Genomic DNA, 14,987 nt, shown 5'->3' on the forward strand with positions numbered 1-14,987 from the left:
AGTCGTCCCGGGTCCGCTACATTCTTGCCGTCCGGAGAGGCGGCCCGTTACCGCGTCCAGCAGCGTGCGCCTGAAGTCACGTTGTACCGCCGACAGCAGGCGAAGTTCGCATCAGTCCTGCTCGGCACCCGCCGCGGAGGCGGCGAGCCACTCCTCGAGTTCGTCGAGGGCGTAGACGACCTTGCGGCCGAGCTTGAAGTACTTCGGGCCCTTGTGCTCGTAGCGCCACATCGCGAGCGTGCCCTTGGTCACGCCTGGCAGCAGGGCGACGACCTGTTCTGGACTCAGCAGTTCATGAGCTTGGCTGAGCCGTCGCCGGCGAGAGTCGCCATGATCCACTCCTTCTGTGTAATACAGAACGTGTTTGACATCAGTGCACGCCTCAACGAGACTGCTCGTCAACGGGAAGCTGTGAAATAGCGCCGTGCACATGCAAGATCGAGACGTGATCAAGGTGACAACGCTGGGCGGGTCGAAGATGACCGAGAAGGCGATGACCGAGCAAATCGGCGACTCTCTTCGGATCGCTCCAGCGTTCGTCGCGTCCATCGTGAGCGATGAGTCTGGCATCGAGACGACGCTCGAGGCTCAATATCACCGGGAAGAGGGTCGCTACGTCGTGACGTCGATTCTCAACAACGCTGTCCGTGACGATTTCGACCCGGAGGCGCTGCGGCGCACGGCGGTGTCGCCGATTCTCCAGACGGCGGTTCCTTGGTGCATGGCGATCGACCTTGAGCGCTGGATCACCGTGGGCGATCTGACCGAGGGTGAAGGCCGGATGATTCCGGATTACATGGCGCGAGAAGTCGTCAAGCGCGGCGCGGGTCAGGTTCGAATGGAAGTCATCCAGATCATCTACGGAGCCGCGGCTCTTGCGGGGCTTCCGCCCGTGAAGGCCGTGCAGCGGGAGATTGAGGTGCCGCATCGCACGGCGTCCGACTGGATCATGCGAGCGCGCAAAGATGGGTGGCTCGAGGGTATGAACTACGCGGTCGGCCGGCAGGCGGAGGGGTGACCGCGACGTGGGCAGCGTCCACCCGTACGAGACCGCGAACGGCGCTAAGCGCTACCGCATCTCATACCGGCGTCCGGACCCTCGCAGACCTCGGAGCGAGGCTTCAAGACCAAGCGGGACGCCGAGCTGCGCTCGTGGAGTTGGAACTCTCCAAGTCTCGCGGTGAATATGTCAACCCGACGCACGCTCGCGTCACGGTCCGCGACCTCGGCCGCGAGTGGCTGACGCAGAGAGAGGGCGTGCTGAAGCCGTCGTCGGTGAGACCGTTGCATTCGGCGTGGAAGAAGCACGTCGAGCCGCAATGGGGGAGTAGGACGCTCGCCAACAACCGGCACTCGGAAGTGCAGGCCTGGGTGTCCAGCATCGCCGGGGGCTCCACGACAGTTCGTCGGGCGCATGGAATCCTCGCAGGCATCCTCGACGCGGCCGTGAGCGACCGGCGAATAGGCCGGAACGTCGCGCGCGATGTGAAGCTGCCATCGAAGTCGCGAGCCGCCGCTCGGCACTACCTGACTCATCAGCAGGTGCAGCTGCTCGCTGACAAGGCCCGACACCCGACCCCGGTGCTCTTCCTCGCCTACACGGGTCTGCGATGAGGCGAGGCGACCGCGCTGCGCGTCCGCCATCTCGATCCGGCTCGGCGCCGGGTGAAGGTCGAAGAGAACGCTGTGCTCGTCTCGTTCGAGGTGCACGTGGGCACGCCGAAGACGCACCGGTCGCGGTGCGTCCCATATCCCGAGTGTCTGGCGACGCCACTTGACGCACTAGCCGCCGGCAGATGTTGTCAAAGTGTTGACACGAGAAAGGGATCGAGAGTCCTGATGACTCTCGATCCCTTGTCCCGACTGGTGCCCCCGACAGGAATCGAACCTGCGACCTTTGGTACCGGAAACCAACGCTCTATCCCCTGAGCTACGGAGGCGTGCCGATCGAGACTACCATCCAGGCGCAGGTCGCCCGGCCACCTCAGGGCGCCGGGGGAGTGTCGTCGAGCGGTGCGTCGGCGACGATCGCCGGCTGCTGCTCCATGCGTTCGATCGCCGTCGCGACGCGGTCGGCGAGGTAGGCATGGCCGCCGGTCGAGGGGTGGTCGCGCCCGATGGGGCCGGTGTCGATGACATCGAGGTAATTGGCCTCGGTGATCCAGTCCTCGCTGATGGGGGAGATGTACCACCAGCCGCGTGCGCCGGCGAGCTCGCTGAGGGCGGCGTCGATCTTGCGCGTCGCGTCCTCTACCGGCAGCACCTGCGGCGACGGACCGAGGACCACGATCTCGGCGTCGGGGTAGCGGGCCTCGAGGGCGTCCCACGCGGCGGTGACGGCATCCCGGTATCCGGCCGGATAGAGCTTGCGGTCGTTGATCGACCCCTCGACGATGATGACGTCGGGGTCGAGGGACGGATCCAGCGCGCCGATGCGCTCGCCGTAGGCGGGGCCGTCAAGTCCGGGCTTGAGGTAGCCGCTGCCGCGCACGCCGTCCACGACGGTCTCGACGCCGAGCTCGTCGGCGAGGAGGTACGCGAAGCCGAGCGTCGGCACGGTCGCGGCCGAGCCGTAGACCCACGAGTCCCCGAAGACGAGAACACGCGCGTCGTCTTCCAACACCAGGGGAGCGGGAGGGACGGATGCTGCGACCGCCGGCTCGCCCTGGGCGACCGCCGCCGGCGCCACCGGTTCGGGCGCGCCCCACGGACGCAGAACGGCCACCGCGCACACCGCAGCGACGGCCAGCGTGGCGCTCACCAGGGGCAGCCACAGCTTCCGGGCTCGGGTACCGCCGGGCGCGTGCATAGAGAGAGGGTAAGTCATGCATCGACGAGGTCTTCCCCCAGGCCGTGAACTGGGGAAAAGAGGGCCGTGATCCTGAGGGTTGGAACCGCTTCCAGAACACTCGCAGCAAGAGGTTGTCAACCCCGCGCGAGCGAGCCCCCGCGGCATGCGAGGATACTTCGGTGCAACGCGTCGTGACCGCTGAGATGGACCTCGAATTGGGGGCATCCGTCGACCTCATCTTCCAGATCGCAGCCGCTCAGGCGGTGCCGATCTCGAGTGAGCATCTGACGTTCACCCAGGGCGATCGCGTGTACACCCCGACCGAGATCGTCGACCAGTCGGGAAGCAGGCTGCACCGCCTGACGGGCGAGCCCGGGCACCTCGAGATCCGTTACGAGGCGACCGTCGACGGGCAGGCCGCGAGCAACCGCACGAGCGATCTCGAGGCCATCACGTACCTGCGCCCGAGCCGTTACGCGCAGTCCGACGAGGTGTTCCAGCAGGCCCGCCGCCAGTTCAAGGGACTGTCGGGCCACGACCTCATCGCGGCCGTGTCGGAGTTCGTCTCCACGAGCACCACGTACACGCCGGGTCTCAGTCAGGGCACCGACAGTGCGGTCACGACGCTCATGACCGGCCAGGGCGTCTGCCGCGACTACGCGCACGTCGTCATCGCCCTGCTGCGCGCGATGGACATGCCGGCCCGCTATGCCGCGTGCTTCGCGCCGGGGCTGCGCCCGATGGACTTCCACGCCGTCGCCGAGGCGTATCTCGACGGCGCCTGGTATGTCATCGACGCGACGCGTCTCGCGAACCGCAACTCGCTGGTGCGCATCGCGACAGGTCGCGATGCCGCTGACTGCGCGTTCCTCAGCTACCACGGCGGCTACGTCGGCCTCAAGCGCCTGCGCGTCGACGCGTGGGTCGTCCCCGAGGCCGCGACCCTCGACGGACTCGACACCCTGCCCGAAGTGCTGCCCGAGGCATCCGATCCCGCTGCCGACGACTTCGGCGCGCTGGTGCAGATCTCCTGACCTCGCGCGGGGGCGGAGCGGGTCGCGCCCGTAGACTTGACGGGCTATGAATCCCGAAGCCCTCTCCGCCGCCCTGCTCGCCGTCGTCGCCCCGCTCGCGGAGGCGCGACGACCCGGTGCGGCCGAGGGGCTCACGGTCGCCGATCTGCCGCTCGAGCGGCCCAAGAACCGTGACCACGGCGACTGGGCTTCGAACGCGGCGCTCAAGCTCGCGAAGGCCGTCGGCGCGAACCCCCGGGAGTTCGCCGCCGACATCGCGGCCGGTCTCGCGCAGGTCGACGGTGTCGCCGATGTCGAGGTCGCCGGTCCCGGCTTCATCAACATCCGATTGGATGCCGCCGCCGCCGGTGCGCTCGCGAAGACCATCGTCGACGCGGGCGCGGCGTTCGGAACGAACGAGTCGCAGCGCGGCAACACGATAAACCTCGAATTCGTCAGTGCGAACCCGACGGGTCCGATGCACATCGGCCACACCCGGTGGGCGGCGCTCGGCGACTCGATGGCGCGACTGCTGCTCGCGAGCGGTGCGACGCTCGTCCGGGAGTTCTACGTCAACGACGCCGGCGCGCAGATGGACCGGTTCGGCCGCTCGGTGCTCGCCGCCGCAAAGGGCGAGCCGCCCCCCGAGGACGGCTACCCGGGTTCTTATATCGACGACCTCGCGCACCGTGTCCTCTCGGCGGTGCCAGAACTGCTGACGCTGCCGGAGGACGAGCAGCTGAGGATCGCGCGCGACCGCGCCTACGAGCTGCAGCTCGGCGACCTGCAGTCGTCGCTCGAGAAGTTCAACGTGCACTTCGACGTCTTCTTCAGCGAGCGCACGCTGCACGCGAAGGGATCGGACGGCGAGCCGAGCCTCGTGGACGAGGCCGTCGACCGCCTGCGCGAGCAGGGCCACGTGTTCGACGACGAGGGCGCCGTGTGGGTGCGCACCACGGACTTCGGCGACGACAAGGATCGCGTCATCCGCCGCTCGAACGGCGAGTACACCTACTTCGCGGCCGACGCGGCGTACTACCTCAACAAGGGCGATCGCGGCTTCGCGCACAAGATCTACCTGCTCGGCGCCGACCACCACGGCTACGTGCACCGCCTCAAGGCGCTCGCGGGCGCGGCCGGCGACGACCCCGAGAAGGACATCGAGGTGCTCATCGGGCAGCTCGTGTCCGTCAACGGCGCACGGCTCTCGAAGCGCGCGGGGAACATCATCGAGCTCGACGACCTGCGGGACTGGATCGGCACCGACGCGCTGCGCTATTCGCTCGCGCGCTACCCCGCGGACTCGCCGCTCACGCTCGACCCCGAGATCCTGCGCAAGCGCACCAACGACAACCCCGTCTTCTACGTGCAGTACGCCCACGCGCGCACGCACAATGTGGCGCGAAACGCCCACGGTTCGGGCGTCGACCGCTCCGAGTTCGCCCCCGAGCTGCTGACCCACGAGACCGAGTCGGCTCTCCTCGGCGCGCTGCAGGAGTTCCCGCGTATCGTGGCGTTCGCCGCCGAGGTGCGTGAGCCGCACCGCGTCGCGCGATACCTCGAGGAGCTCGCGGGGCTCTACCACCGCTGGTACGACAACTGCCGCGTGATCCCGCTGGGCGACGAGCCGGTCGAGCCGGTGCACCGCACCCGTCTGTGGCTCAACGACGCCACCGGCCAGGTTCTGCGAAACGGGCTCGATCTCCTGGGTGTCACCGCACCGGAACGGATGTAGCAATGGCCAGAGGCGATGCGCAGGCGACCGAACCGATCCCCGACGGGACGCTGTCGACGGCACCGGCGCAGCCGCGCCGTGTGTGGCCGTGGATCGTGGCGTTCGCGATCGTCGCCGTGCTCGCCGTGGCCGCGTGGTTCGCCGCCGAGGCGATCGCCCGGCAGATCGTGACCGGCGTCGTCCGCGATCAGGTGCGCACCCAGCTGTCGCTGCCTGCCGACCACCCGGTCGACGTCGACGTCGCCGGCGCCGTCATCCCGCAGCTCATCTCGGGCTCGCTCGACGACCTCACGATCGCCTCCGACGATGTCACGCTCGGCGGTGTGAGCGGCGATGTCACGGTGACGGCACATGACGTCGCGGTGCGCGGCACGGGCGAGATGAGCGGCGCCACCGCGACGGTCTCGCTCGACGAGTCGCAGCTGCGCACGCTGCTGGCGACGGTCGAGGGCTTCCCCGCCGACACGGTGGGCCTGGCCGCGCCGAACGTGACCATGTCGCTCGACCTGCAGCTGTTCGGCGTGTCCGTCCCCGTCGGCGTCGCCCTGGCACCATCCGCGGCCGACGGCGCGATCGTGCTGGCGCCCGCGGCGCTCCGCCTCGGCGAGTCGGAGGTGACCGCCGATGCGCTGCGCAGCCAGTTCGGGAATCTCGCCGACATCGTCCTGCGCGAGTGGAACGTGTGCATCGCGCAGTACCTGCCATCCGGAGTGACCCTCACCGCCGTCGAGGTGACCGGCGACGCGCTCGTCGCCGACTTCGACGTCGACGGGGCCATCGCGACCGATCCGGCGCTTCAGGAGAACGGCACCTGCGCCTGAGCGGCCGCAGGGCGTCACACGGCGCAGGCCTCCGGAGTCGTGTGCCCTAGACTGCTACCACCGCCAGGCGCGTGACCCCCTCCGGCCTGGCAGAGCCGCACCCGGACTCCCGGACGGCCAGCGTCGAAGCTCCCACCGATTGGTCCACCGTGTCCGCCGACCCGCACCACCGTTCCGTCGCTCCCGCGTGGCTCGAACGCCCCGCCGACGCGAACGGGCTCGCTCCGGCCGTGTGGCCGGCGGCCGCGGCGCGCGATGCCGACGGCGTGCTGGAGCTCGGCGGCATCCCCGCGACCGCCTTGCGCGAGCGGTTCGGCACGCCACTCTACGTCGTGGACGAGGACGAGGTGCGCCAGGCCGCCCGCCGCACGCTCGACGCCTTCCGCGCGGCGGCGGCGCTTCACGGCGTTCAGGCCCGCGTCTACTACGCGGGCAAGGCGTTCCTGAGCACCGAGGTCGTGCGCTGGGTCACCGAAGAGGGGCTCGCCGTCGACGTGTGCAGCGGCGGAGAACTCGCCGTCGCACTCGCGGCGGGCGCCGACCCCGCGCGACTGGGCTTCCACGGCAACAACAAGTCGGTGGCCGAGCTCGAGCGGGCCGTCGAGGTGGGCATCGGCTCGATCGTCATCGACAGCCTCATCGAGATCGAGCGTCTCGCGGCGATCGTCGAGCGCCGCGGAGCGACCCAGGCCGTGCTGCTGCGGGTCAACAGCGGCGTGCACGCCGAGACGCACGACTTCCTCGCCACGGCTCACGAAGACCAGAAGTTCGGCTTCACGCTGACGGATGCCCCCGCCGCCGTCGCCCGCATCCGTGAGCTCCCCGGGCTCGAGTTCGTGGGCCTGCACTGCCACATCGGCTCGCAGATCTTCGGCACCTCCGGGTTCGAGGAGTCCGCCGCCCGCCTGGTCGAACTGCATGCCGAGCTTCGCGAAGGCGGTGAGCTGCCGGTCCTGAACCTCGGCGGCGGGTTCGGCATCGCCTACACGTCGGTCGACGACCCCACCCCGATCGAGCAGCTCGCGCTGGGCATCGCCGAGGCGGTCGCGCGGCAGTGCGAGGTGCGCGGCATCCCGATGCCGAACCTCGCGTTCGAGCCGGGCCGCGCGATCGTCGGTCGAGCAGGCGTGACCCTGTACGAAGTGGGCACGACCAAGCCCGTCGAGCTCGAGAGCGGCGACACCCGCCTGTACGTGAGCGTCGACGGCGGCATGAGCGACAACGCCCGCCCGGCCCTGTACGGCGCGCAATTCTCGGCTCGCATCGCGTCGCGCACCAGCGACGCCGAGCCGGCGCTGTCGCGCGTGGTGGGCAAGCACTGCGAGTCAGGCGACATCGTGGTCGATGCGGAGTACCTGCCGGGCGACGTCTCGCCCGGCGACCTGCTCGCGGTCCCCGCGACGGGCGCGTACTGCTTCTCGCTCTCGAGCAACTACAACTACGTCCCCCGCCCGCCCGTCGTGGCGCTGCGCGGGGGAGAGGCGCGCATCATCGTGCGGGGCGAGACGATCGATGATCTGCTCGCCCGCGACGCCGGCCTCAGCACCGTGCACGACGGGCGCGAGCTCGCCGGAGCACCGACGGAAGGAAACCAACGCATGCCCGTACTGAGCGAGCGAAGCGAGCCGAAGTGACCGACTACCGCCGCCTCCGCGTCGCACTCCTGGGAGCCGGAGCCGTGGGCTCGCAGGTCGCCTCGCTGCTGCGACAGCACGCCGACGAACTCGCCGACCGCGCGGGTGCGCGACTGGAGCTGGTGGGCATCGCGGTGCGTGACGTCGACGCCAAGCGCGACGTCGACCTGCCACGTGAGCTCTTCACGACCGACGCCGACTCGCTCATCGTGGGCTCCGACATCGTCATCGAGCTCATGGGGGGCATCGAACCGGCGCGCGAGTACCTGCTCCATGCGATCAACTCGGGTGCCGACATCGTGACGGCGAACAAGGCGCTCCTCGCCACGCACGGGCCCGAGATCTTCGACGCCGCCGACCAGGTGGGTGCCGAGGTCTACTACGAGGCGGCCGCCGCGGGCGCGATCCCGATCATCCGCCCGCTGCGCGACTCGCTCGCCGGCGACCGCGTCCAGCGCATCATGGGCATCGTCAACGGCACGACGAACTACATCCTCGACCGCATGGACACCGAGGGCGCCGAGTTCTCGGACGTGCTCGCCGACGCGCAGCGCCTCGGGTACGCCGAAGCCGACCCGACGGCCGATGTCGAGGGCTACGACGCCGCCCAGAAGGCCGCGATCCTCGCGAGCCTCGCCTTCCACACCACGGTGCCGCTGGATGCGGTGCACCGCGAGGGCATCACGTCGATCGACAAGTCGATGATGGATGCCGCGCGCCACGCGGGGTACGTCATCAAGCTGCTCGCCGTGTGCGAGCGCCTGACCGAGGCATCCGGTGAATCCATCTCGGTGCGCGTCTACCCCGCGCTCATCGACCGCGCGCACCCTCTCGCGAGCGTGCACGGCGCCAACAACGCGGTGTTCGTGCAGGCCGAGGCTGCCGGCAACCTCATGTTCTACGGCGCGGGCGCCGGCGGCGTGCAGACGGCGTCCGCGGTGCTCGGCGACGTCGTTTCGGCGGCGCGCCGCCACATCGCCGGCGGCGTCGGCGTCGGAGAGTCGACGCTCGCGAACCTGCCGATCGTCCCCGTCGGACGCGTCACCACGCGCTACCAGATCACGCTCGAGGTCGACGACCAGCCGGGCGTTCTGGCGACGGTCGCGGGCATCCTGAGCGAAGGCCGCGTGTCGATCGCGACCGTCGAGCAGACCGTCGTCGAGTCGGCCGAGGGCGAGAGCGGCGTTGCCCGACTGGTGATCGGCACGCACAAGGCTTTGGAGCAGGACCTGAGCGAGACGGTCGACCGCCTCGCCGCGAGCGGCGTCGTCGAGCGCGTCGTCTCGGTGCTGCGCGTCGAAGGCAATTGAAGACTTTTCTGAAGGAGAACTGACATGGCACACGTTTGGCGCGGGGTCCTCCGCGAGTACGCAGATCGTCTGGGCGTCACGGATGCCTCGACCGTGGTCACCCTCGGCGAGGGCGGCACGCCGCTCCTGCCCGCCCCCGCGCTGTCGCGCCTTACCGGCACCGACGTGTGGGTGAAGTTCGAGGGCATGAACCCCACCGGCTCGTTCAAGGACCGCGGGATGACCGTCGCCGTCTCGCGCGCGATCGAGCACGGCGCGAAGGCCGTCATCTGCGCCTCGACCGGCAACACGTCCGCCTCGGCGGCCGCCTACGCGGCGCACGCCGGCATCACGGCGGCGGTGCTCGTGCCCGAAGGCAAGATCGCGATGGGCAAGCTCAGCCAGGCTGTGGCGCACAACGGCCGTCTCATCCAGATCCGCGGCAACTTCGACGACTGCCTCGAGATCGCGCGCGAGCTCGCCGACAACTACCCGGTGCACCTCGTCAACTCGGTCAACCCGGACCGCATCGACGGGCAGAAGACCGCCGCCTACGAAGTCGTCGAGCAGCTGGGCGACGCCCCGGACTTCCACTTCATCCCGGTCGGCAACGCGGGCAACTACACCGCCTACACGCGCGGCTACCGCGAGGAGGCCGAGGCCGGCGTCTCGACGCGCGTGCCGCGCATGTTCGGCTTCCAGGCCGCCGGCTCGGCGCCGCTGGTCACCGGCAAGGTCGTGAAGAACCCCGAGACCGTCGCCAGCGCCATCCGCATCGGCAACCCGGCGTCGTGGGACCTCGCGCTCGAGGCCCGCACGGCGACCGACGGGTACTTCGGCGCCATCGACGACGACCGCATCCTCGCGGCGCAGAAGCTCCTTGCGGGCGGGGTCGGCATCTTCGTCGAGCCGGCGTCGGCGATCAGCGTCGCGGGTCTCCTCGACCGGGTCGAGGCCGGCATCGTGCCCCAGGGCGCGCGCGTCGTGCTCACGGTCACCGGCCACGGCCTCAAGGACCCGCACTGGGCGCTGCGCAACGCCGACGGCTCGGAGGTCGAGCCCACCGTGGTCGACGCCACGACGTCGGAGGTGGCATCCGTCCTCGAGCTTGCTCCCGCGGCGGCGACCGCGTGAACGCAGCCGTCGCTCCGGCCCCCGGCCGCCGGGTGGTGGTGCGGGTGCCCGCGACGAGCGCCAACCTCGGACCCGGGTTCGACACCCTCGGTCTCGCGCTGAGCGTGTACGACGAGCTCGACGTCACGGCGCTGCCCGAGGGCGAGCTCGAGATCGAGGTGGAGGGAGCCGGTGCGGACGATGTGCCGCGCGACGCCTCGCACCTCGTGGTGCGGGCGATCGCGTACGCGTACGAATCGGTCGGGCGACGGATGCCGGGACTCCGCCTCGTCGCCAAGAACGTGATCCCGCACGGACGCGGCCTCGGTTCGTCAGGCGCGGCGGTGGTGTCGGGCCTGCTGGCTGCCAGAGGACTGCTCGAGGGCGATGTCGAGCTCGGACCCGACGCCCTGCTGCGCCTCGCGACCGAGCTCGAAGGTCACCCTGACAACGTGGCACCCGCCCTGTTCGGCGGCCTCACCATCGCGTGGGTGGACGAGGGCGGCCCGCAGCACAAGAAGCTGCTCGTGCACCGCGGGGTGTCGCCGCTCGTCTTCGTGCCCACGTTCACGATGTCGACCGAGCTCGCGCGCAGCCTCCAGCCGATGCATGTACCCCGTGAGGACGCTGTCTTCAACGTCTCTCGCTCCGCACTGCTGATCGCGGCGCTCACGCAGAGCCCCGAGCTGCTGCAGGCGGCGACGGAGGACAAACTGCACCAGAACTACCGCGCGAGCGCCATGCCCGAGACCGACGGTCTGGTGCGGGCGCTGCGCGCGGCGGGCTTCGCGGCGGTCGTGTCGGGGGCGGGACCGAGCGTGCTCGTGCTCGCCGACGGCCCGGGACGACGCCTCGAGGCGGCGGCGCTCGCAGCTGCCGCGACCGACACCCCGTGGGAGGCGCTCATGCTCGCCGTCGACTTCAAGGGTGGTACAGTGAGGGAGTACGCGGAGGGTTCCACGTAATACGTGAATCTGGCCTCCGTCGCAAATCTGCGAAACCACCGCACGGCATTCTGACCTGCCGACGTCCGCTGAGCACCCTCGCGGTCCCTCACCCCGTCGGCGGGTGTCTCGACAGGCGTGACAACTGATCGAGACAGGCAGACGCCACCCGGCAGCGCCGTGCGATCGTGCACAATCGTTCCGTTTTTCACAAGGGAGAACTCGTGGAGTCCATCTCCGAGATCCACGCCGACGTTCCGGCCGACGAGCGCGCGGAAGCGCCCGAGGCATTCGGAGACGCCGGCAGCGTCGAAGCCCAGGCCGAGGCCGTGGCTGAGGAAGCCGTCATCGAGGCCGTCGAGGCCGAGGTCGTCGCCGAAGAGGCCGTCGAGGTCGCCGAGGCGGCCGTCGCCGTCGCCGACGAGGCCGTCGTCGAGGCGCTCGCCGCCGAAGAGGCCGCCGAGGAGGCGGTCGCCGAGGCGATCGTCGCCGAGGAGTCGGGTGACGCCACCGCCGCCGAGGTCGCTGAGGAAGCGGCCGAGGAGGCCGTCGCCGAGGCGATCATCGCCGACGCCGTCGCCGAGGAGGCCGTCGCCGAGGCTGCTGTCGCCGACGCGGTCGCCGAGGCCGTCGTCGCCGAGGTCGTGGCCGAAGAGGTCGTCGCCGAGGTCGTCGCCGTCGAAGCGGCTGCCGAGGCACCGGCCGAGGCGCCTGCTGCGCCCGCGAAGGCCCCGCGCAAGCGCGCTCCCCGCCGTGCCAAGAGCACCGATGTCGCGCCGGCCGAGCCCGCCGCGCAAGCACCGGCCGAGACGCCGGCAGAGGCACCCGCCGAGGCCGCACCGGCCGAGGCCGGCGAGCAGGCTGCTGAAGAGGCATCCGCCCCCGCCGAAGGCACCGAGGCGCCCGCCGCCGACGCAGAGGCGCCCGCCGAAGGCACCGAGGCGCCCGCCGAGTCCGGCGAGGGTGGCGAGCAGGCCGCCGAGGGCGAGGGCGCCGAGACGCCGTCGCGCAGCCGGAGCCGCAGCCGCAGCCGCAGCCGCAACCGCAACGCGCAGAACCAGAACGCCCAGGGTGGCCAGGCCGCACAGGGCCAGAACGCGCAGGGCGGCCAAGCCGCACAGGGCCAGAACGCCCAGGGCGGCCAGACCCAGAGCGCCCAGCCCGTCGCGGAGCCGGCGAAGGCCGACACGCAGGACGACGAGCAGCCGGCCCAGGGCAACGGCCGCGGCCGCCAGCGCAACAAGCGCCGTGGCACGCAGGCCGCCGCCGGCGGCGACGAGTTCGAGACCGAGATCGGCGAGGACGACGTCCTCATCCCGATCGCGGGCATCCTCGACGTGCTCGACAACTACGCGTTCGTGCGCACCTCCGGGTATCTGCCCGGCCCGAGCGACGTCTACGTCTCGCTCGGTCAGGTGAAGAAGTACAACCTGCGAAAGGGCGACGCGGTCGTCGGCTCGATCAAGCAGCCGCGCGAGGGCGAGCAGTCCAGCCGCCAGAAGTACAACGCGCTGGTCAAGGTCGACGCGATCAACGGCCTGTCGGTCGACGACGCCGCCGCGCGCGTCGAGTTCGGCAAGCTGACGCCGCTCTACCCGCAGGAGCGCCTGCGCCTCGAGACCGCGCCCGAGAAGCTGACGCAGCGCATCATCGACCTCGTCGCGCCGATCGGCAAGGGCCAGCGCGGCCTCATCGTCGCGCCCCCGAAGGCGGGCAAGACGATCGTGCTGCAGCAGATCGCCAACGCCATCGCGAACAACAACCCCGAGGTGCACCTCATGGTCGTGCTCGTCGACGAGCGCCCCGAAGAGGTCACCGACATGCAGCGCACCGTGAAGGGCGAGGTCATCGCCTCGACCTTCGATCGCCCCGCCGAGGATCACACCACGGTCGCCGAGCTCGCCATCGAGCGCGCTAAGCGCCTGGTGGAGCTCGGCCGCGACGTCGTCGTGCTGCTCGACTCGATCACGCGCCTCGGCCGCGCCTACAACATCTCGGCGCCGACCTCGGGCCGCGTGCTCACCGGTGGCGTCGACGCCTCGGCGCTGTACCCGCCCAAGCGCTTCTTCGGCGCCGCGCGCAACATCGAGAACGGCGGATCGCTCACGATCCTCGCGACCGCCCTCGTCGAGACCGGCTCCAAGATGGACGACGTCATCTTCGAGGAGTTCAAGGGCACCGGCAACAGCGAGCTGCGCCTGAACCGCCAGCTCGCCGACAAGCGCATCTTCCCGGCCGTCGACGTCAACGCGTCGTCCACGCGCCGCGAAGAGATGCTGCTCTCGCCCGACGAGGTCAAGATCACCTGGAAGCTCCGTCGCGCGCTGGCCGGCCTCGAGCCCCAGCAGGCCCTCGAGGTCGTGCTCGGCAAGCTCAAGGAGACGCAGTCGAACGTCGAGTTCCTGGTGCAGATGCAGAAGTCGATCCCCGCGCCCGCGAACGGGCACGGCGGTGGCCGCAGCCACGATCACGACAACAGCATCCGCTGATCCTCGATGCCCGAGCCCGCGATGTTTGATTCTGTCCGGGGTCTGATCGACGAGCACCGCGCGGTCCAGGAGGAGCTCTCCGACCCCGCGGTGCACGCCGATGCGGCGCGCGCCAAGCGGGTGAACCGGCGCTACGCCGAGCTGTCGCGCATCGTGAAGGCCCACGAGGACTGGGTGGCGGCATCCGATGATCTGGATGCCGCCCGCGAACTCGCCCGCGAGGACGACGCCTTCGCCGAGGAGGTGCCGGCCCTCGAGGCCGGGCTGGCCGAGGCGCAGGAGCGCCTGCGGCGCCTGCTGATCCCGCGCGATCCCGACGACGCCCGCGACGTGATCATGGAGATCAAGCAGGGCGAGGGCGGCGCCGAGTCGGCGCTGTTCGCCGCCGACCTCCTGCGCATGTACCTGCAGTACGCCGCCTCGAAGGGGTGGAAGACCGAGCTGCTCGAGCGCAACGAGTCCGACCTCGGCGGCTACAAGGACGTTCAGGTCGCGATCAAGGGCGCCTCGTCCGATCCCGCGCAGGGCGTGTGGGCGCACCTCAAGTACGAGGGCGGGGTGCACCGTGTGCAGCGGGTGCCGGCGACCGAGTCGCAGGGGCGAATCCACACGTCGACGACCGGCGTGCTGGTGTTCCCCGAGGTCGATGAGCCCGAAGAGATCCACATCGACCCGAACGACCTGAAGATCGACGTCTTCCGCTCGTCGGGCCCGGGCGGTCAGTCGGTCAACACGACCGACTCCGCGGTGCGCATCACCCATGTCCCGACGGGGATCGTGGTGTCGATGCAGAACGAGAAGTCGCAGCTGCAGAACCGCGAGGCAGGCATGCGCGTGCTTCGGGCACGCCTCCTCGCCAAGCAGCAGGAGGAGCTCGAGGCCGCGGCATCCGACGCCCGCAAGTCGCAGATCCGCGGCATGGATCGGTCGGAGCGCATCCGCACGTACAACTTCCCCGAGAACCGCATCGCCGACCACCGCACCGGCTACAAGGCGTACAACCTCGACCAGGTGATGGACGGCGCCCTCGAGCCGCTCATCGAGTCGGCGATCACCGCCGACGAGGAGGCCCGTCTCGCGGCACTCGGCTCCGACGACGCCTGACGCGCTGCCCGCGTTCGTCGTCAGACGCTGCCTCGCTCGCCTACGGCTCGCCGA

The 14,987-nt window shown here is 70.1% G+C and carries 13 protein-coding genes and 1 tRNA gene; 11 read left to right on the forward strand and 3 right to left on the reverse strand.

Going from position 1 to position 14,987, the window contains the following annotated elements; all coding sequences use genetic code 11:
• Positions 1-111: 111 nt before the first annotated feature.
• Positions 112-339 (reverse strand): helix-turn-helix transcriptional regulator, encoded by a 228-nt coding sequence (locus RS82_RS05475; protein WP_045297502.1) that lies wholly within the window; start codon positions 337-339, stop codon positions 112-114.
• A gap of 106 nt (positions 340-445) precedes the next feature.
• Between RS82_RS05475 and RS82_RS05480 the strand changes: the two genes are divergently transcribed.
• The gene (locus tag RS82_RS05480) at positions 446-1,018 is read left to right on the forward strand and encodes a hypothetical protein (RefSeq protein WP_245619522.1); all 573 of its coding nucleotides are present in this window, start codon (positions 446-448) and stop codon (positions 1,016-1,018) included.
• Between the two features lie 134 nt (positions 1,019-1,152).
• Positions 1,153-1,614, forward strand: a complete 462-nt coding sequence (locus RS82_RS20625) for a hypothetical protein (RefSeq protein ID WP_052676701.1) — start codon at positions 1,153-1,155, stop codon at positions 1,612-1,614.
• Between the two features lie 250 nt (positions 1,615-1,864).
• Here the strand turns inward: RS82_RS20625 and RS82_RS05490 are convergent.
• Positions 1,865-1,940, reverse strand: a tRNA-Arg gene (locus RS82_RS05490).
• A gap of 44 nt (positions 1,941-1,984) precedes the next feature.
• Positions 1,985-2,809 (reverse strand): SGNH/GDSL hydrolase family protein, encoded by an 825-nt coding sequence (locus tag RS82_RS05495; RefSeq protein ID WP_045297505.1) that lies wholly within the window; start codon positions 2,807-2,809, stop codon positions 1,985-1,987.
• A 161-nt stretch (positions 2,810-2,970) separates the two neighbouring features.
• Between RS82_RS05495 and RS82_RS05500 the strand changes: the two genes are divergently transcribed.
• From RS82_RS05500 to prfA, 9 genes are all read left to right on the forward strand, one after another.
• The gene (locus RS82_RS05500) at positions 2,971-3,825 is read left to right on the forward strand and encodes a transglutaminase-like domain-containing protein (RefSeq protein ID WP_045297506.1); all 855 of its coding nucleotides are present in this window, start codon (positions 2,971-2,973) and stop codon (positions 3,823-3,825) included.
• 46 nt (positions 3,826-3,871) lie between these two features.
• The gene (locus tag RS82_RS05505; protein WP_045297508.1) at positions 3,872-5,539 is read left to right on the forward strand and encodes an arginine--tRNA ligase; all 1,668 of its coding nucleotides are present in this window, start codon (positions 3,872-3,874) and stop codon (positions 5,537-5,539) included.
• 2 nt (positions 5,540-5,541) lie between these two features.
• The gene (locus RS82_RS05510) at positions 5,542-6,360 is read left to right on the forward strand and encodes an LmeA family phospholipid-binding protein (protein ID WP_045297509.1); all 819 of its coding nucleotides are present in this window, start codon (positions 5,542-5,544) and stop codon (positions 6,358-6,360) included.
• 149 nt (positions 6,361-6,509) lie between these two features.
• Positions 6,510-7,994: a diaminopimelate decarboxylase gene (lysA, locus tag RS82_RS05515; RefSeq protein WP_045297510.1), complete on the forward strand. Its 1,485-nt coding sequence runs from the start codon at positions 6,510-6,512 to the stop codon at positions 7,992-7,994.
• Positions 7,991-9,304 carry a homoserine dehydrogenase gene (locus RS82_RS05520; protein ID WP_045297512.1) on the forward strand — a complete coding sequence of 438 codons (1,314 nt, stop codon included), beginning with the start codon at positions 7,991-7,993 and terminating at the stop codon, positions 9,302-9,304. The genes lysA and RS82_RS05520 overlap by 4 nt, the downstream gene beginning before the upstream one ends.
• A 24-nt stretch (positions 9,305-9,328) precedes the next feature.
• Positions 9,329-10,417 (forward strand): threonine synthase, encoded by a 1,089-nt coding sequence (thrC, locus tag RS82_RS05525; protein ID WP_045297513.1) that lies wholly within the window; start codon positions 9,329-9,331, stop codon positions 10,415-10,417.
• The gene (gene thrB, locus RS82_RS05530) at positions 10,414-11,361 is read left to right on the forward strand and encodes a homoserine kinase (RefSeq protein WP_045297514.1); all 948 of its coding nucleotides are present in this window, start codon (positions 10,414-10,416) and stop codon (positions 11,359-11,361) included. Before thrC ends, thrB begins: the two co-directional genes overlap by 4 nt.
• A 203-nt stretch (positions 11,362-11,564) precedes the next feature.
• Complete coding sequence (gene rho / locus RS82_RS05535; protein ID WP_045297516.1) at positions 11,565-13,829, forward strand: transcription termination factor Rho; 2,265 nt, start codon at positions 11,565-11,567, stop codon at positions 13,827-13,829.
• Positions 13,830-13,850: 21 nt separating this feature from the next.
• Complete coding sequence (prfA, locus tag RS82_RS05540) at positions 13,851-14,933, forward strand: peptide chain release factor 1 (protein WP_045297568.1); 1,083 nt, start codon at positions 13,851-13,853, stop codon at positions 14,931-14,933.
• The last annotated feature ends 54 nt before the right edge of the window (positions 14,934-14,987 follow it).

It is taken from the genome of Microbacterium trichothecenolyticum (genome assembly GCF_000956465.1).
Lineage (GTDB): Bacteria > Actinomycetota > Actinomycetes > Actinomycetales > Microbacteriaceae > Microbacterium > Microbacterium trichothecenolyticum.